The organism is Alphaproteobacteria bacterium (assembly GCA_016699305.1).
Taxonomy (GTDB): Bacteria; Pseudomonadota; Alphaproteobacteria.
This window is the reverse complement of the sequence record CP064970.1, coordinates 536,306-554,870: the sequence shown is the minus strand read 5'-3', so window position 1 is coordinate 554,870 and position 18,565 is coordinate 536,306. Positions and strand designations below refer to the sequence as shown.

Annotated in this window: 11 protein-coding genes; 5 read left to right on the top strand and 6 right to left on the bottom strand. The window is 57.9% G+C overall.

Features of this window, described 5'->3' with window-relative positions; translation table 11 throughout:
- Window positions 1-55: 55 nt before the first annotated feature.
- The 5 genes from IPI58_02515 to IPI58_02495 all read right to left on the bottom strand — a co-directional run bounded on the left by IPI58_02515 (window position 56) and on the right by IPI58_02495 (window position 5,884).
- Window positions 56-2,500, bottom strand: a complete 2,445-nt coding sequence (locus IPI58_02515) for an MCP four helix bundle domain-containing protein (GenBank protein QQR69558.1) — start codon at window positions 2,498-2,500, stop codon at window positions 56-58.
- 36 nt (window positions 2,501-2,536) lie between these two features.
- Entirely contained in the window at window positions 2,537-3,100 is a 564-nt protein-coding gene (locus tag IPI58_02510; GenBank protein QQR69557.1) for a purine-binding chemotaxis protein CheW, read from the bottom strand.
- A gap of 88 nt (window positions 3,101-3,188) precedes the next feature.
- Window positions 3,189-5,201 carry a chemotaxis protein CheA gene (locus IPI58_02505; GenBank protein QQR69556.1) on the bottom strand — a complete coding sequence of 671 codons (2,013 nt, stop codon included), beginning with the start codon at window positions 5,199-5,201 and terminating at the stop codon, window positions 3,189-3,191.
- Between the two features lie 9 nt (window positions 5,202-5,210).
- A complete protein-coding gene (locus IPI58_02500) occupies window positions 5,211-5,576 on the bottom strand; it encodes a response regulator (protein QQR69555.1) in 366 nt (121 codons plus the stop codon).
- Entirely contained in the window at window positions 5,573-5,884 is a 312-nt protein-coding gene (locus tag IPI58_02495) for an STAS domain-containing protein (protein ID QQR69554.1), read from the bottom strand. The genes IPI58_02500 and IPI58_02495 overlap by 4 nt, the downstream gene beginning before the upstream one ends.
- Before the next feature lie 311 nt (window positions 5,885-6,195).
- On the opposite strand from IPI58_02495, the gene IPI58_02490 reads away from it, so the two are divergent.
- Complete coding sequence (locus IPI58_02490; protein QQR69553.1) at window positions 6,196-6,846, top strand: hypothetical protein; 651 nt, start codon at window positions 6,196-6,198, stop codon at window positions 6,844-6,846.
- Window positions 6,847-7,066: 220 nt separating this feature from the next.
- Here the strand turns inward: IPI58_02490 and IPI58_02485 are convergent, their stop codons facing one another.
- Window positions 7,067-7,840: a hypothetical protein gene (locus IPI58_02485; GenBank protein ID QQR69552.1), complete on the bottom strand. Its 774-nt coding sequence runs from the start codon at window positions 7,838-7,840 to the stop codon at window positions 7,067-7,069.
- Between the two features lie 534 nt (window positions 7,841-8,374).
- Between IPI58_02485 and IPI58_02480 the strand changes: the two genes are divergently transcribed.
- The 4 genes from IPI58_02480 to rpoC all read left to right on the top strand — a co-directional run bounded on the left by IPI58_02480 (window position 8,375) and on the right by rpoC (window position 18,310).
- Window positions 8,375-8,884 carry a 50S ribosomal protein L10 gene (locus tag IPI58_02480; GenBank protein ID QQR69551.1) on the top strand — a complete coding sequence of 170 codons (510 nt, stop codon included), beginning with the start codon at window positions 8,375-8,377 and terminating at the stop codon, window positions 8,882-8,884.
- A 93-nt stretch (window positions 8,885-8,977) separates the two neighbouring features.
- On the top strand, window positions 8,978-9,349 hold the full coding sequence (gene rplL, locus IPI58_02475) for a 50S ribosomal protein L7/L12 (GenBank protein ID QQR69550.1): 372 nt from the start codon (window positions 8,978-8,980) through the stop codon (window positions 9,347-9,349).
- 357 nt (window positions 9,350-9,706) lie between these two features.
- The gene (gene rpoB, locus IPI58_02470) at window positions 9,707-13,972 is read left to right on the top strand and encodes a DNA-directed RNA polymerase subunit beta (protein ID QQR69549.1); all 4,266 of its coding nucleotides are present in this window, start codon (window positions 9,707-9,709) and stop codon (window positions 13,970-13,972) included.
- 138 nt (window positions 13,973-14,110) lie between these two features.
- Window positions 14,111-18,310, top strand: a complete 4,200-nt coding sequence (rpoC, locus tag IPI58_02465) for a DNA-directed RNA polymerase subunit beta' (protein ID QQR69548.1) — start codon at window positions 14,111-14,113, stop codon at window positions 18,308-18,310.
- Window positions 18,311-18,565 lie beyond the last annotated feature (255 nt).

The window sequence follows — 18,565 nt, the reverse complement described above, 5'->3', positions numbered from 1 at the left end:
CGATTCCATCGGGCAGGTTCATCAGCATGGCGACGCGCGTCCCCTCTTGCTCTGCTTAAAACTCCTTCCATTCGCCTTCGCCTGAGGCGGCGGCTAGGCTTTTGGGCGGGGTTTTGCCGTTTGCGCTGGCCGGGGCATTGCGCGCGGATGAACGTGTGCCGGTTCTGGCAGCGGCCATTGTTTGTGTCCTGGCGCGTGGTTCGGGCGCGGCTGCGGTGATGGGCTTGGGTGCCGTGGCTTTGACGCGGCCTTGTTCGGTTTGGAAGAAGCCCATGATCTCGGTCAAGTTGGCGGATTGCTCGTTCAAGGAACCTGCGGCTGCTGCGCTTTCTTCGACCAGGGCGGCGTTCTTTTGCGTCATCTCGTCCATTTGTGAGACGGCGTTGTTCACCTGCTCTAGGCCCGATGCCTGTTCGCTGCTGGCCGCCGCGATCTCCGCCACGATATCGGCCACGCGCTTGATGGAGTCGACGATCTCGTTCAGCGCATCGCCCGCATTGCGGACCAGGGACACGCCGTCCTTGACCTGATTGCCGCTATCCACGATCAGCGCTTTGATCTCGCGCGAGGCCTGAGCCGAACGCTGGGCCAGGGCGCGGACTTCGGTGGCGACCACGGCAAAGCCCTTGCCCGCGTCGCCCGCCCTTGCGGCCTCGACGGCGGCGTTCAAGGCCAGCAAGTTGGTCTGGAAGGCGATTTCGTCGATCACGCCGATGATGTCCGATATCTTGCGCGAGGAGGTCTCGATGCGTCCCATGGCGGCGATGGCGTCTTGCGCCACCTTGCCTCCGTTCTCGGCCGAGCCGCGCGCGCCGGAAGCAAGCTTATTGGCCTGTTGGGCGTTTTCGGAGTTCTGGCGCACGGTGGCGGCCAGCTGCTCCATGGACGCTGCGGTTTCTTCAAGATTGGACGCTTGTTGCTCGGTTCGGGCCGAAAGGTCGCTGCTGCCCGATGCGATCTCGCCCGCCGCGGTGGAGATGGTGGTGGAAGCCTCGATGATCCGTCCCACGATCTCGGCCAAGCGCTGCGCCGAGCCGTTGGCGTCGTTCTTGATGCGCTCGAACATGCCTTGATAGGCGCGTTCCATGCGGCGTGTGAGGTCGCCGCGCGAGAGAGCGTCCAAGAAGCTGGCGATATCTTCCAAAGCGTCGTTGGTGGTGCGGGTGAGATTGTTCATTCCCTCGCCCAGCTTACGCATGAACCCGTCCTTGCCGGCCAGATCCATGCGCCGGCTTAGGTCGCCCTTGACGGCGCTATCCACCAGTTCGGCGATCTCGTTCTCCACGCTGAGCTGCTGAGTCATGTCCACCCATTCGATCACCGTGCCCAGCCGTTCGCCCTTGTCGTTGGTGACGGGGTTCGCGGTCAGGTCATAGGTGCGTCCACCCACCACGACACGGTTTTGGGAACGCGCATTGACCCGTGCCAGGGATTCATGCGGATTGGCGCAGAAACGCTGGAACTCCTCGATCGACATGCCGGACAGGCGCGACGTGTCGAAGCCGCTGATCTCCTTGCGGATATCGGACTCGCCGTGACGGAACATGTCGCCCAGCGAGCGGTTGGCATAGGCCACTTTGCCGTCGTTTTCGGTCATCATCACATTGGCACCGACATTATCCAGGGCGCTCTTGGCCTTGGCGGCGTTGATGCCGATCTCGCGGATGGCGGCCAGGGCGCGGGCCATGTCACCGATTTCATCGCCGCGATTCATGCCTTGGATCTGAACCTCGACGTCGCTGGCGGCGATCCGCGCCATGGCGTCCTTCATGCTGTTGATCGGGCGGGTGAGGGCGCGGGCGGTGAAGAAGGCAACGGTCAGTCCCGTCGTGATCCCAATGGCCAGCAATAGCAATGTCAGGCGGATCATGGTCTGCATGCTATCGACCAATTCGACGCCTGCGGTGTTCAGGACCTCGACCCGATCATCGGTCAGGCCCCCTTCACGAAAGCCCGATTTGCCTTTCTTGCCGGATAAAACGTCTTTCATCTGGCTGACGGACTGGCGGACTTCCTTGTAAAACGTCTCGCTGGCTTTGGCCTTGTCGCCCGAATCGTAGAGTTTAAGCGTGTCGTCGAATGAGCGATAAACGACTTCCATGCGTTTTTTGATGTCCTGCCAGTTTTCGATTTGCTCGGGGAAAGTCCAGGATTTAACTTGTTCATCCATTTTTTCGACATCGGCGTGGACTTTTTCGATATAGGATTTGAAATCCTCTTTGTAAGCTACGCCCTTGTCGGCGATGTAGTCGGACATTTTGAATTCCGCCACGCTGACCATGGTTTCTATGTCGGTTAGCAATAGGGCGCTGGGGATGCGGGTTTCCTTTAAGGACGACGATATCTTCGACGACTGGACGGCGGAATAGGCGGTAATGCCGCTGCTGACGGCCATGATCGCCAAGACCAATAAGAAGCCCAAGGTTAGGCGATGGCTGATGCGCAGGCGGTTTAGAAGTCCGGCGCGGGCGGGCGTGGCCGAGGCGTGAAGTGATGACATGTCTGTTCTCCTGGAAAGGATGATGAGTAAGGATGGTTAGGCGATGGCTTGCTGGGCGGCGGCCTGCGGGACGGCTTCGGCAACGGCTGCGTCCAATATTCCTTCGCGCACGCCGGCCAGGTCGAAGAGTCGGTCCAAGGCCAGCAGAGCCACCATGCGTTCGCTGACGCTGACCAATCCGTGCAGATACGCGGCTTCATGGCCTTGCTCGAATTCCGGCGCGGGGCGGATTTGGTCTTGGGTGATCGAAAGGATATCCGACACGGCGTCCACCAGAATGCCGATGGTGCGGCTGCCGACGGCGACGATCACAATCACATGGGTCTTGCTGGCGTCCGTCTCGCCTTGGCCAAAGCGCGAACGCAGATCGAAAATCGGCAGCATCAGTCCGCGCAGATTGATGACGCCGCGCACATAGGAAGGCGCGTTCGGCAGGCGCGTGGCATGCGTCCAGCCTTTGATCTCGCGCACGTCCATGATATCGACGCCGTATTCCTCGCTGTTGATCGTGAAGGTGACATATTGCCGAGCCTGGGTGGACCCTTGCTCCTGTCGGCTCGCGCCATCTTCGGAATGTGGGGGATTTGCTTCCAAAGCCATTTCCGTAACCCCTTTCATCAAGAGATGTAACTCAACTTTTGATTACAAAAGATGACAACAAAGAATTGAAAAAACTTAAAGGGCAAGCCTACGATGGTAGGCAATCGGATGACAGGGGATAGGCGGTCGTATCGGGCGCGAATGAAGAGGACGGATTCATCATCCTCATATCCATCAAGCCGGAAATATCAAGGATAAGAGCCACGCGCCCGTCGCCCAAGATGGTGGCGGCAGATATTCCCGGGATGTGTGTATAGTTTGTCTCCATGCTTTTAATCACAACCTGCTGTTGTCCTATGATCTCGTCAACGATAAATCCGGCGCGGCGTCCGCCTTCGGCCTCGACCAGCACGACCAGTCCGTTGGTCTGAGCGTCGTCATGCAGATTAAAGGCGGTATGTAGGGGAATAAGGCGCACATATTCACCCCGGATATGCAGCACGTCTCCACATCCGACAAGCTTGGCCACCATGCCCGGCGCGGGACAGATGCTTTCGATGATGCCAGCCAAGGGAATGACATAACGCTCGCCGCCCGCCCGCACCAACATGCCGTCCAGAACGGCCAGTGTCAGGGGCAGGGATAAGGTAAAACGCGCGCCCTGGCCTGGGCGCGACTCCACCGTCACGCGCCCACCCATGGCCTGCACATTGCGCTTGACCACGTCCATGCCCACGCCGCGACCGGAGATGTTCGTGACGGCGGCGGCGGTGGAGAAACCGGGTAGGAAGATGAGGTTTAAGATGGCCTCTTGATCCAGATCGGCTTGCGCGTCGATCAGGCCGCGCTCGATCGCGCGTGCGCGGATGCGTTCCAGATTCAAGCCAGCGCCGTCATCATCGACGGCAATCACGATCCGTCCGTGCCGATGCGCCGCCGACAGCGTGATGGTGCCTATGCGCGGTTTCTCGGCCACTTCGCGTTGGTCGGGCGTTTCGATGCCATGGTCCACGCTGTTGCGGATCAGGTGAGTCAAGGGATCGGATAGCTGTTCGATCACCGTCTTGTCCACTTCGGTGTTTTCCCCCTCGGTCACCAGGCGCACCTCTTTGCCCAGGGCGAAGGACAGCTCGCGCACCAGGCGCGGCATACGCTGAAACACCGAGCGCACCGGTTGCGCGCGAATGGCCATCACGCTTTCTTGCAATTCGCGGGTATGCCAGGCCATTTGCTCGATGCCGGTCATCAGCTCCTGGTGTTTGTCGATTTGCATATGCGCGATCTGCTGCGACAACATGGCTTGGGTGATGACGATCTCGCCCACCATATTGACCAGGCGATCGACCTTGTCGATATCCACCCGCATGGATGTGGGCGATGCGGCGCTGGTCTGGCCGCGCGGCGCTTCTGTCCCTTCGGCGGCGGGTGCCTCCGTTTTGCGCGTGTCGTGCTCGGTGATGGAAAGCTCGCAGTCGTCCAGGACAAACTCAAAGGTCTCGCGCACGCGATCCAGATCATGCGCGGTGTGTAACTCGATGGTCCAAGATAAATAGCTTTCTTGTGACGACATTTCGCATAGGCCCGGCAGGCGCGATAGATCAACGGTGATGGTGGCCTGTCCCAGACGTTTTAATTCCCGCAGAATCAGTAAGGGTTCATTGGCCTTGGCCAGCATTTGGGTGTTGGGCGTAAAGCGGATGAGATAGCAACCGCCGCCAGAATTTTTCTCATGCGCGGCAGGGCTGGCCGAGAGCGGGGCAGGGGAGGCGGTGTCGCCGCGCCAACGGGTCAGGGCATCGGCAATGTCCTGCTCACTGCCGCCTTGCATGGGGGATTCGCCGTGCGCATCCTGCACCAGATCGGCCAATACATCGAAAGCCCGCATGATCAGATCGTGGTGGTCGCGGTCAAGGCGTAAGCGATGATCGCGTAGCGCGTCCAACGTGGATTCGAACCCATGCGCGAAAGCCACCAGGCGATCAAAACCGAAAGCCCCGGCACCGCCCTTGATGGAATGCACGGCGCGGAAAATGGCGTGTAAGCTTTCCGAATTGGGCGCGTTCAGGTCAAGCCCGCGCAGCTCGCCTTCGGCCATGGTCAGAAGATCGGCGCATTCTTCGAAAAAAGTCCGACGGAATTGGTCGAAGGGGGTGTCTGTCATGACGCGCTCTTAACCCGAAACCCGCCGCACGACATCCAGCAGTTTCTCGGGATTGAAGGGCTTGACCAGCCAGCCGGTGGCTCCGGCGGCCTTACCCGCTTGTTTCTTCTGGTCGTCGCTTTCCGTGGTCAGCATCAGAATGGGGGTGCCGCGATGCGTGGGATGCGCTCGTAACGCTTGAATCAGGCCGATGCCGTCCATCTGCGGCATGTTTAGATCGGTGATCACGCAGTCCACGGGACTGCTGCCCAGCACGCCCAGCGCCTTTTGCCCGTCCTCGGCCAACAGCACGTCATAGCCTGCTTGCCGCAACGCGAAGGCCACCATCTCGCGCATGGTCTGCGAGTCGTCAACCGCCAGCACTTTCTTGCTCATGCCGATGATCCTTTGCTTGAGGGGGCATCCAGGTTCGATATCTGACTCCAGCGTTCCATCTGCTCCTTGCACCCAAAATCTTCCAAGGCTTGGCTGAATTCGGGGGAGATGCGCGTGAGGCCAAGTTTCTTTCCATTCGCCTGCAGATCGCGGTCGGCAGCCAGCAGAGCTTGAAGTCCCCATGTTGTTAGCTTCAAAACATTGTGACCGTCACAGCAGAAAGCCATGTCAGGGGTTGATATTTTATCAATCTTTATGCGTAATGAGTTTGCTGTGTCGAAGTCCACAATGGCGGGTAAAATCATCATGTCTTCATTTCCTTAGACAGGTTCTATCTGGGGCCAACAGTTAGACATATTAACAACCCATGGTTATAAATAAATAAATGATATACATACAATGATATGCGGAATAGTGCCGTGATCTTGGTAAAGAATAGTTGCAAGCTAAAGGCAGGCACTGAAATCTATCCATGTTTTTATATCTTCTTTGAACGAATCGATCTCTAAGGAATAGTGTATCCATCAGATATGGAACGGGAGTTGTCCTATCTGAAGCGCTGCAAGGAACGATCTCAAAATGAAGTTTCTGCCCCCGTTAACGGAACGATGGCAAGGTTGTGGCGTTCAATGTCTCACGCGACGTCGATCTCGCGTCCTATGACGCGCCCCACGCGCCGCACTTCATGGAAAGGGTTAACCCCATGTTGAGCTGGTGTTCAATGACTGATCAAGACCAACAAAGCGGTGTATTGGCCTCGGCAATGCGAGAATCGCGTTCTGAGGTCCCCGGCAGTCCGGGCCATTTGGGGTATTCCGATTCGGATGTGGTTCGTCAGCAAATGTTAGGCCTGCGGCAGATCGAGAACTTGGTGAAGGATGCCGCAGACAATAGTGGCAAGCTAAGAACGGCAACGGTCAAGAAAGCTATTATTAGAAGGGGTTGCAGACCTAAATTCACCACGATAGATGGATTGGTCGGGCAGTATTTTAAGCAGGCGTCAACGGCGATGTTCATGATCGCGCAGCCTGATCATCGCGTGGCGTTCAGCCAGATCGAAAAAGGGGTTATTCGTGTTTTTCCCGTCGCTGTCAGGGCATGCCCCGTGGTGGCTCAGACGTGGCAAGACCTCTTGGCTTCGCGGATCAAGGACAAAGATTCTCTCGCGGTGTTTAAAACCATGATGGTGAATGATCCGCAGGATCAGCCCACCTCCATGCATCCCGGTGTGATGAGGCAAAGACCGGCTGTTCCAGAAGCCAGACTATAAATTTTCTTGCTTCGCACAGTGAAGGCTTGAGCCATTGGCCACTCCTACAGCCTGTAGAGGCCCGTAGGAGTGGCCAAGAATGGTCTGGAAAAAGCTAGGGCAGCCATCCCACGCCCCATTAAAACGGAAAAGTCAAAAGATGGTTCGGCAGGGGAACGAGGAAGCTGGCAGACGAGACGAACAAGATTGATAAAAGTTGATCGTAGCAATAATTAATGAATCAGCGTGCAATAAGAACTTTGAAACAGTTTGCTTCAAACGACCCGGCGTGGTTGTTGAGAACGCAACCAGATGTATGCCCCGCAACATTAGCCGTTGCTTCTGTTCCGTATTGTTGTCGAGCATTCCCATCTGCATCGAAAAAGCCGCCGCATGGAGTATAGTAATTTCCTATGAAGTAGTTAGCCGAAGTGTAATGAAAATTACATAATGAAATCCCGCCAATGCTACCAGTTATATTGTTTATTTCGTTAATTTTATTTGCAATTTTTTTATTCAAATGTGGCATCATCATAATTAATGATGTTGTTGTTCGACCATTCCCAATACCTATAACAGATAGTGTGCTCGTGAAAAAGTATTGTCCATACCCCGTATATCCAGAAAGACTTGCATCCAATACTTGTGGTGGCGGATATTTATATGAAATACCGCCGCCATTGACATCAAAGACATGGCAGGATTTATCCGAAGGCGCGTTCGGGTTTGTGTATCCGCTGACGATAGGGTTTTCAAAACTGACTTGCGTATCGGTGCAGCCCTTAGCAATCACTCTATCCACGGCGAGTTTTACTTCATGGGTATATCCAAGAATAGCCGATGCTTGGGCTTTAGCGCTGACTGCGGAAATATCGCCATTGAATGCGCCCGACCCCGCTGCAATGGCTGCGGCCAGGACAGCCAGAATCGCCACCACCCACAGAATCGGCCCGATGACAATGCCTAATTCAGACACCGATACCCAGCGCGGGGGGGGGGCGGTTTCAGCATACACATCTGACCTCTGTCGTCATCGACATGATTCTAAGCAGGGCGGCTGGCACCACTCCGCCGAACTTACTCGAATTCATACCCTGTGAGAAGAGGCTTCGCCTATGGCTTGGCGAGCGATGTGGTGGCTGCGCCACTGACGCCCACCTTCAGAAAGACCATGCCTAGGCGCTTTTTTGAACCAAAGCGGCCTATACCATTTCTCGAACATTGGCGACATCTCGCTGTCTCATTTTGCTCGGTTGAGCACGATATAAAAAAAGCTTGGCATTGTCCGAGTGAGGGCGCTATAACGGGGGCGCTCGTCGTCCGAAGACCGCCGGTGCCAGCCTCTTGGGGGTGGCTTAATGTCCGGCGCAGAAGGATGGGCTTGATAGGACGTTCACTTTCGGCCCGCTGGCTTTTGTATAGCGCGGCTAGGTGTTTTGCGGACGTCGGCCCGACTTTCTTGCATGGTTAGAGGTGAAAAGCCGCATGGGAATGCGTGATGCGTTCTCGTGTGCCGATTGGAATTCATGGCCAACTGAAGGGTACTCAGATGGATCGCGCGACCAAAAAACACAAAGTCGAATCTCTGCACGGAGATTTGCCGTCGGCCCGTTTGGTGCTGGTGGTGGAGCCGGGCAATCTGTCGGCTTCTCAGCAGACGGAATTGCGTCGCCGCAGCCGCAAGGCCGGCGCGAACTGGCGCATCATCAAGAACAAACTGGCGGCTTTGTCGGTCAAGGGCACCCCGCATGAAGGCTTGAGCGATTTGTTCAAGGGCCCACGCGCCCTGGCCTGGTCGCAAGACCCGCTGGCTGCCGCCAAGGCTCTGGTTGAATTCAACAAGGACTTCAAGGGTAAGCTGACCATGATCGGCGGCTCTTTGGACGAACGCCGTCTGACGCCCAGCGATATCAACGCGTTGGCCAGTCTGCCGCCGCTGGACACTCTGCGCGGCAAGCTGATCGGCCTGTTGCAGGCTCCCGCCTCGAAGATGGTGGGCGTGTTGCAGGCTCCGGCCGGTCAAGTGTCGCGCGTTCTTGCCGCGCGCGGTCGTCAATAAAGTCACTCAGGAATTCCCGCCTTACCCAAGGTTTTGGGTGTCGCGGGATGGGTTTCACTCGCAAACAAACGCTCAACCAAGGGAGTAAGGGTCATGTCGAAGTTGGAAAAGCTGGTCGAAGAACTGTCGGGTCTGTCGGTGCTGGAAGCGGCCGATCTGGCCAAGTTGCTGGAAGAAAAATGGGGCGTCTCGGCGGCGGCTCCGGTCGCTGTGGCGGCTGTGGCGTCCGTAGCGGCGGCGGCTGTTGAAGAGCAGACCGAGTTCACCTTGATCCTGGCCAAGGCCGGCGACAAGAAGATCGAAGTGATCAAGGAAATCCGTGCCATCACCGGCCTGGGCCTCAAGGAGGCCAAGGACTTGGTCGAAGGCGCGCCCAAGGAAGTGAAGAGCGGCATGGACAAGAAGTCCGCCGAAGAAGCCAAGAAGAAGCTCGAAGCCGTCGGCGCTGCCGTCGAGCTGAAGTAGTTTCAAAGGCGTCATCTAAAAGGGCGTAGGAATCCTTTTTTGCTCGCGTCTGCTACGAAGAAATTAATTTTTTCTTGCGTTTGTGGATGCGGACCGATAAAAAGGCGCTTACGCACGATGTTGATGGCGCTCAGCGCGGGCGGAGTCTTCGGTGACTCCAGCCCGCGCGCGCTTGTCTTTCCCTAGCATTATAGGGTGAGAAGGGCGGTTTGGGCATGCGGTGGGGCAGGTATGTCAAAGAGAACAATGCAAACGTTCTCTTGGTCGGGTCTGTGCCGCTGCACATGTTGTTGGGATGTTCACGCAAAGCCGCGGCCTCGGGCTTGAGGGACGCGGTATGTTTGGTCAGGAGGGATCATGCCCGCTGCTGCTACCACACGCACCTCATCCAGCACTTTAACCAAGCGGCGGCGCATTCGCCGCAGTTTTGGTCGGCTGGAAATCGCGCGCATGCCGAATCTGATCGAGGTGCAGCGCAGCTCCTATGATCGATTCTTGCAGATGGGCATTCCGGCTGCAAAGCGCGACCGCGCTGGGCTGCAAGAAGTGTTTCTGTCGGTGTTTCCGATCAAGGACTTTGCTGGACGCGCCGTTCTGGACTTCGTGCAGTACGAGCTGGAAACGCCCAAATACGATGTTGAGGAATGCCTCAGCCGCAGCCTGACCTTTGCCGCGCCCTTGCGCGTCACGTTGCGTTTGTCGGTCTATGACATCGATGAAGCGACCCAGATTCGCTCGATCCGCGACATTAAAGAGCAGGACGTTTATCTGGGCGACATGCCCTTGATGACGGCCAATGGCACTTTTATCATCAATGGTACCGAGCGGGTTATCGTCTCGCAGATGCATCGCTCTCCGGGTGTGTTCTTTGACCATGATCGTGGCAAGACACATTCTTCGGGTAAGTTCTTGTATGCCGCGCGCATCATTCCCTATCGCGGTTCTTGGTTGGATTTTGAGTTCGACGCCAAGGATCTGATGTATGTGCGCATCGACCGTCGCCGCAAATTGCCGGTGACGACGTTGCTCTACGCTCTGGACGGAGCCGAGACCGAGGCCGTGCGTGCCAAGCGCACCAAAGACGGTCGCGCCATGGAAGTGGGCGAAGCCCAGGGCATGTCCAAGGAAGAAATCCTGGCGGCTTTTTACGATACTCTTAGCTTTAAGCGCACCAAGGACGGTCGCTGGCGCACGGCGTTCATGCCGGATCGCTGGCGCGGCGTCAAGCTGACCCATGACCTTATCGACGCCCAGACGGGCAAGATGGTGGCCGAGGCCGGCGCCAAGATGACCCCGCGCGCCGCGCGCAAGCTGCACGAAGACGGCTTAGCGGAAATCGCCGTGATGGGTGAAGAGTTGATGGGCCAATATCTGGCCTGCGACATGATTGACGAGAAGACCGGCAAGGTTCTGTTCGAGGCCGGTGATGAACTGACCGCCGAACAGGTGGCCCAGATCGAAGAGATCGGCGTCAAGGAATTGACGGTGCTGGCGGTGGATCATGTCAATGTCGGCGCCTATATCCGCAATACCTTGCTGGCGGATCGCAATTCCGCGCGCGAGGAGGCGTTGCTGGATATCTACCGCGTGATGCGTCCGGGCGAACCGCCGACTTTGGAATCGGCCGAGATTTTGTTCAGCAATCTGTTCTTCAACATCGAACGCTATGACCTGTCTGCGGTTGGTCGCGTGAAGATGAATGGCCGTTTGGGATTCCAGACCAGCGACCAGATGCGCATCCTGCGTAAGGAAGACATCATCTCGATCCTGCGCACGTTGTGCGACATCAAGGACGGTCGGGGCGATATCGACGATATCGACCATCTGGGCAATCGCCGCGTCCGCGCGGTGGGCGAGCTGATGGAAAACCAATACCGCATCGGCTTGCTGCGCATGGAGCGGGCGATCCGCGAGCGCATGAGCTCGATCGATGTGGACACGGTGATGCCGCATGACCTGATCAACGCCAAGCCGGCGGCGGTGGCGGTGCGCGAGTTCTTTGGCTCATCGCAGTTGTCGCAGTTTATGGATCAGACCAATCCTCTGTCGGAAGTCACGCATAAGCGGCGCTTGTCGGCCCTGGGGCCGGGCGGCCTGACGCGCGAACGCGCAGGCTTTGAAGTGCGCGACGTGCATCCTACCCATTACGGACGCATCTGCCCGATCGAAACGCCCGAAGGTCCGAATATCGGCCTGATCAACTCGTTGGCCACCTTCGCGCGCATCAATCCTTATGGCTTCATCGAAAGCCCCTATCGTCGCGTCGCCAAGGGCAAGGTGACGGATGAGGTGGTGTATCTGTCGGCCATGGAAGAGGGCCGCTACACCATCGCGCAGGCCAATGCCGAATTGGACAAGAACGCGCAGTTCGTGACCGAATTGGTCAGCTGCCGCAAGGGCGGTGATTATCTGATGGAGCGGTCGGAGACGATCGAATTCATGGATGTCTCGCCCAAGCAGGTCGTCTCCGTGGCTGCGGCTCTCGTGCCGTTCCTTGAGAACGACGACGCCAACCGCGCCTTGATGGGCTCGAACATGCAGCGTCAGGCCGTGCCTCTGGTGCGCGCCGAAGCGCCGCTTGTGGGCACCGGCATGGAAGCGGCCGTGGCCGTGGACTCGGGCGTGGCCATTGGCGCGCGTCGCGCAGGCGTCGTGGATCAGGTGGACGCCACCCGTATCGTCATTCGCGCCAGCGAAAGCGACGATCCGGCGGCGCCTTCCGTCGATATCTATAACCTGCTTAAGTTCCAGCGTTCGAACCAAAGCACCTGCATCACGCAAAACCCCTTGGTCAAGGTGGGCGATGTGGTGGTCAAGGGCGATATCATCGCCGATGGTCCTTCGACCGATCAGGGCGAATTGGCGTTGGGTCGCAACGTGCTGTGCGCCTTCATGCCGTGGAACGGGTATAACTTTGAAGACTCGATCCTGATTTCCGAGCGCATCGTGCGCGATGACGTGTTCACCTCGATCCATATCGAGGAGTTCGAAGTCATGGCGCGTGACACCAAGCTTGGTCAGGAAGAGGTGACCCGCGACATTCCCAATATCGGCGAGGAGGCTTTGCGCCACCTGGACGAGGCGGGCATTGTGCATATCGGTGCCGAGATCCAGGCAGGCGATATCCTGGTGGGTAAGGTGACCCCCAAGGGCGAGACCCCGGTCACGCCGGAAGAGCGTCTGTTGCGCGCCATCTTTGGTGAAAAGGCCGCCGATGTGCGCGACACGTCGATGCGTTTGCCGCCAGGGGTTACCGGCACCGTGGTCGAAGTGCGGGTCTTCTCGCGCCGTGGCATCGACAAGGATCAGCGCGCGATGGCTATCGAGCGCGCCGAGATCGAGCGTTTCGCCAAGGACCGCGACGACGAGCGGATCATTTTGGAACGCAGTTTCTTTGCCCGGTTGCACGAACTGCTCTTGGATCAAAAGGCCGTGAAAGGTCCCAAGAACATGGTTGCGGGCACGGCGTTGTCTGCGGATGTGCTATCTAAATTCACTCCCGGCCAATGGCGGCAGATCGTCGTCAAAGACGACGCGGTGATGGAGCGGATATCGGATGCCTCGAAGGTGTTCGATGCGTCCATTGATGCCCTTAAACAGCGTTTCGATGATCGGGTTGCCAAACAACAGCGCGGCGATGAAATGCCTCCGGGCGTCATGAAGATCGTCAAGGTCTTTGTTGCGGTCAAGCGTAAGCTGCAGCCCGGCGACAAGATGGCCGGACGTCATGGCAACAAGGGTGTCGTATCGCGCATCGTGCCGGTCGAGGATATGCCCTATCTGGAAGACGGTACGCCGGTCGATATCGTGCTTAATCCGCTGGGCGTGCCTAGCCGCATGAATGTCGGGCAGATTCTAGAAACCCATCTGGGTTGGGCCTCGGTCAATCTGGGGCGTCAGGTCGGCGCGTTGCTAGATTCAGTAGCCAAGGCCGCAACCGACCGCAAGGAGAAGCTGGCGGATCTGCGCGCGCGCTTGAAGACCCTGTATGGCGACGATAACTATGCGCGTGACTTCGCGCCGCTGAACGACAGCGACCTGGTGGAAGTGGCCTCAAATCTGCGCGGCGGCATTCCCTTTGCCACCCCCGTCTTCGACGGGGCGAGCGAGGCGGATATCACCCGTATGCTCAGCGAAGCGGGTCTCGATACGTCGGGCCAGGTGACGTTGACCGATGGCCGCACGGGCGAGGCGTTCTCGCGCAAGGTCACGGTGGGCTATATCTATATGCTCAAGCTGCACCATCTGGTTGACGACAAGATCCATGCCCGCTCGACGGGACCTTACAGTCTGGTGACTCAGCAGCCCTTGGGCGGCAAGGCGCAGTTCGGCGGCCAGCGTTTTGGTGAAATGGAAGTCTGGGCACTTGAAGCCTATGGCTCGGCCTATACGTTGCAGGAAATGTTGACCGTCAAATCGGACGACGTGTCGGGTCGTACTCAGGTCTATTCGGCCATTGTGCGCGGCAACGACACCTTCGAGGCGGGCATTCCCGAATCCTTCAACGTGTTGGTCAAGGAACTGCGTTCGCTGGGCCTTAATGTCGAATTGGAGCAGAAGAAATATCTGCCCGAGGAAGACAATGACGGCACGGCCCCCAAATCTCTGCCCGGCGCGGCGTAACCGCCGCCCGGTCAGTATGGGGTCAGCATAGAGAATGACCGTCCCGCCATGGGTGTTTGCCAGGCGGGACGGGATCGCGAAGTCAAGACGGACAGGCATACCGCAAGACGGTTTTGCAGAAGCTAGGGGAACGAAGCGATGAATGAGTTGATGAACGCCTTCCAGCAACAACAGGACCAGCATTTCGATCTGATCCGCATCTCGCTGGCCAGCCCCGAGCGCATTCGCTCGTGGTCTTTTGGCGAGGTGAAAAAGCCGGAGACCATCAACTACCGTACCTTCAAGCCCGAGCGTGACGGCTTGTTCTGCGCGCGCATCTTTGGCCCGATCAAGGATTATGAATGCTTGTGCGGCAAGTACAAGCGCATGAAATATCGCGGCATCATCTGCGAAAAATGCGGCGTGGAAGTGACCCTAAGCAAGGTGCGCCGCGAGCGCATGGGGCATGTTGAGCTGGCCGCGCCGGTCGCGCATATCTGGTTCCTCAAATCGCTGCCGTCGCGCATTGGCATGTTGTTGGACGTCACCTTGCGCGATCTGGAAAAGGTTCTGTATTTCGAGAACTACATCGTCATCGAGCCGGGCCTGACCCCGCTGAAGACTCAGCAATTGCTGACCGAAGACGAATATCTCGAAGCCCAGGACACCTACGGCCAAGACAATTTCACCGCCCTGATCGGTGCCGAAGCGGTCAAGCGCATGCTGAGCGATCTGCAGTTATCGGAACTGCGCGTGTCGTTGCGCGAGGATATGCGCAGCACCGCGTCCGAAGCGCGTCGCAAGAAGCTGGTCAAGCGCCTGAAGATCGTCGAATCTTTCTTGGAGAGCGGATCGCGCCCCGAATGGATGATCTTGGACGTCGTGCCGGTCATTCCGCCGGATCTGCGCCCCTTGGTGCCGCTCGATGGCGGGCGTTTCGCCACGTCGGATCTGAACGATCTGTATCGCCGCGTTATCAACCGTAACAACCGCCTGAAGCGCCTGATCGAACTGCGCGCGCCGGACATCATCATCCGCAATGAAAAGCGCATGTTGCAAGAGTCCGTGGATGCTCTGTTCGATAACGGTCGTCGTGGTCGCGTCATCACCGGCGCGAACAAACGTCCGCTGAAATCGCTGGCGGATATGCTCAAGGGCAAGCAAGGTCGCTTCCGTCAGAACCTGCTGGGCAAGCGCGTCGATTATTCGGGCCGTTCGGTGATCGTCGTGGGTCCCGAACTGAAGCTGCATCAGTGCGGCTTGCCTAAGAAGATGGCGTTGGAGCTGTTCAAGCCCTTCATCTACGCCAAGCTTGAATTATACGGCATGGCATCGACCCTCAAGGCCGCCAAGCGCATGGTGGAAAAGGAACGTCCGGAGGTCTGGGACATCCTGGAGGAAGTCATCCGCGAGCATCCGGTGCTGCTGAACCGCGCTCCCACCTTGCACCGTTTGGGCATTCAGGCGTTTGAGCCGGTGTTGATCGAGGGTAAGGCCATCCAGCTGCATCCTCTGGTTTGTAGCGCCTTTAACGCCGATTTCGACGGCGATCAGATGGCCGTGCATGTGCCTCTCTCGCTGGAGGCCCAGTTGGAAGCGCGCGTGTTGATGATGTCCACCAACAACATCCTTTCGCCCGCCAATGGCAAGCCGATCATCGTGCCGACGCAAGATATCGTGTTGGGCCTTTACACCATCACCCTTGAACGCGAAGGCGAAAAGGGCGAAGGCATGATTTTTGCCGATATCGGCGAAATTCAGCATGCCTTGGCTGCCAATGTTTTGTCGCTGCATGCGCGCATCAAGGCGCGGTACCAGACCATCGACGAGCATGGCAACACGGTCTATCAGGTGGTGGACAGCACCCCTGGCCGCATGCTGCTTTCCGAGATTCTGCCGCGCAACATCAAGCTGCCTTTCACGCTGATCAATCGCCTGCTGACCAAGAAGGAAATCTCGCAGATCATTGACGCGGTCTATCGTCATTGCGGCCAGAAGGAGACGGTTCTTTTCGCCGATCGCTTGATGACCTTGGGCTTTACCCAAGCTTGCCGCGCGGGTATTTCTTTTGGCAAGGACGACCTGGTCATCCCGGTTGCCAAGGAAAAGCTGGTCGGACAGGCCAAGCTGCAGGTGAAGGAATACGAACAGCAATATCTGGACGGCCTCATCACCCACGGCGAGAAATACAACAAGGTCGTGGACGTGTGGTCCGCCTGCACCGAGCGCGTGGCCGAGGAGATGATGAAGGAAATCTCCCGCCAAGAGCCGGGCAAGCCGATCAACTCGGTCTATATGATGGCTCATTCGGGCGCGCGCGGTTCGGCGACACAGATCAAGCAGTTGGCCGGTATGCGCGGATTGATGGCCAAGCCGTCGGGCGAGATCATCGAAACCCCGATCCTTTCGAACTTTAAGGAAGGCCTCAGCGTTCTCGAATACTTTAACTCCACGCATGGTGCGCGTAAGGGTTTGGCCGATACGGCGCTCAAGACCGCCAATTCCGGTTACCTCACGCGCCGTCTGGTCGATGTGGCTCAAGACGCCATTATCACGATCGAGGATTGCGGCACGCAAAACGGCTTGCTGTTGGGCGCGGCGATGGACGGCGGCGATGTCGTCGAGTCTCTGGGCGACCGTATCCTGGGCCGCGTGGTGGCGGTGGACATTACCGATCCGCAAAGCGGCGCGGTCTTGGCCCCAGCCGGCCATATGATGGAAGAGGTGGATATCGCCCGTATCGAAAAGGCGGGTATCGAAACCGTGCGGGTTCGTTCGGTGCTGACCTGCGAGGCTCGCGAGGGCGTGTGCGCGCAGTGCTATGGACGCGATCTGGCGCGCGGAACGCGCGTCAATATCGGCGAGGCCATCGGCGTTATCGCGGCCCAGTCGATCGGCGAGCCTGGCACGCAGTTGACGATGCGTACCTTCCATATCGGCGGCGCGGCTCAGCGCGGGACCGAGCAATCCTCGATCGAGGTCAGCTTCGACTCGAAGATTCAGATCAAGGATCGTAATGTCGCCACCAACAGCGAAGGCAAACTGATCGTCATGAGCCGCACATGCGACGTCGCTTTGCTGGACGCCCATGGGCGCGAGCGCGCACGTCACCGTGTACCTTATGGCGCACGTTTGCTGGCGGGCGACGGTGGCATGGTGACCAAGGGCCAGAAGCTGGCCGAATGGGATCCCTATACCTTGCCAATCATCGCCGAAGCCGAAGGCTTGGTCCATTTCGTGGACTTGGTCGAAGGTCTGTCGATGCAAGAAGTGATGGACGAGGCCACGGGTATCTCGTCCAAGAAGATCATGGATTGGCGTCAGCAGCCCAAGGGCGACTCGCTGAAGCCGCGCCTGATGCTGCATGACAAGTCGGGCGAGCCTATCAAGCTGAAGAACGGCCTTGAGGCGCGTCACTTCTTGCCGGTGGATGCCACGATGGTGGTGGACAATGGCGATCTGGTGCGTCCGGGCGATCTGTTGGCCCGTCTGCCGCGCGAATCGACGAAGACTCGCGATATCACCGGCGGTCTGCCGCGCGTGGCCGAGTTGTTTGAAGCGCGCCGTCCGAAGGATGCCGCTTTGATCGCGGAAATCGCGGGTCGCATCGAATTCGGCAAGGACTACAAGGCCAAGCGCCGCGTGATCCTGCGTTCCGAAGAGGCGACCGAGGAAGTGCGCGAATACCTGATCCCCAAGGGCAAGCACGTCGTGGTGCAAGAGGGCGATCTGGTGCAACCGGGCGACATCATCATGGATGGCGCGCCCGTGCCGCACGATATCCTGGCCGTTCTGGGCGTGGCCCCCTTGGCCGACTACATGGTGCGCGGCATTCAAGAGGTCTATCGTCTGCAGGGCGTGAAGATCAACGACAAGCACATCGAAGTCATCGTGCGTCAGATGCTGCAAAAGGTTGAGATCACCGATCCGGGCGATACCACTTTTGTCACGGGTGAGCAGGTGGATCGCATGGAATGGGAGGCGGTGAACGCCAAGGCGGCGCTCGAGAATCTGCGTCCCGCTCATACGCGGCGCGTTCTGCAGGGCATCACCAAGGCCAGCTTGCAGACTCGTTCCTTCATCTCGGCGGCATCGTTCCAAGAGACGACAAGGGTTCTGACCGAAGCCGCGGTCGATGGCGCGGTGGACACCTTGCAAGGGCTGAAGGAAAACGTGATCGTCGGTCGCTTGATCCCGGCCGGCACGGGCAGCACCGTCAGTCACTTCAAGCGTTTGGCCGCCTTGCGCGATCGTGAGTTGATCGAAGAATCCCAGCGTCAAAAGACATTGGCTGCCGTGTCGGTCTCGAACGAGAAACTCGATGCTTCCGCTTCCAGTGGATCGGACATGATCGGCTAAGCTGATCGGCTACATGATCCTTCTTAGGCCTGGCTGATCCATTGGACGGCCAGGCCTTTTTTGTGGTGGACATCATCAGTCAGAGACGGCCACCAGGCTAATTTTTTAGGAAATCGTTGGGGCCAGCGATGTTGGTCGATATGAAGGGGATATGAGGATGGGCGGTATCATGGATGTCCCCGTGAATATCATGATCCGAACAAGATATGGTGCGGAAGTTCCGATTCCGTTATATATGTCCTATACTTAACGTTA

Excerpts from the sequence above, each read along its gene's own strand:
- rpoB (QQR69549.1), top strand. The coding sequence starts at position 9,707 with ATGCCCGCTGCTGCTACCACACGCACCTCATCCAGCACTTTAACCAAG.
- IPI58_02480 (QQR69551.1), top strand. The coding sequence starts at position 8,375 with ATGGATCGCGCGACCAAAAAACACAAAGTCGAATCTCTGCACGGAGAT.
- rplL (QQR69550.1), top strand. The coding sequence starts at position 8,978 with ATGTCGAAGTTGGAAAAGCTGGTCGAAGAACTGTCGGGTCTGTCGGTG.
- rpoC (QQR69548.1), top strand. The coding sequence starts at position 14,111 with ATGAATGAGTTGATGAACGCCTTCCAGCAACAACAGGACCAGCATTTC.
- IPI58_02505 (QQR69556.1), bottom strand. The coding sequence starts at position 5,201 with ATGACAGACACCCCCTTCGACCAATTCCGTCGGACTTTTTTCGAAGAA.
- IPI58_02510 (QQR69557.1), bottom strand. The coding sequence starts at position 3,100 with ATGGCTTTGGAAGCAAATCCCCCACATTCCGAAGATGGCGCGAGCCGA.
- IPI58_02495 (QQR69554.1), bottom strand. The coding sequence starts at position 5,884 with ATGATGATTTTACCCGCCATTGTGGACTTCGACACAGCAAACTCATTA.
- IPI58_02515 (QQR69558.1), bottom strand. The coding sequence starts at position 2,500 with ATGTCATCACTTCACGCCTCGGCCACGCCCGCCCGCGCCGGACTTCTA.
- IPI58_02500 (QQR69555.1), bottom strand. The coding sequence starts at position 5,576 with ATGAGCAAGAAAGTGCTGGCGGTTGACGACTCGCAGACCATGCGCGAG.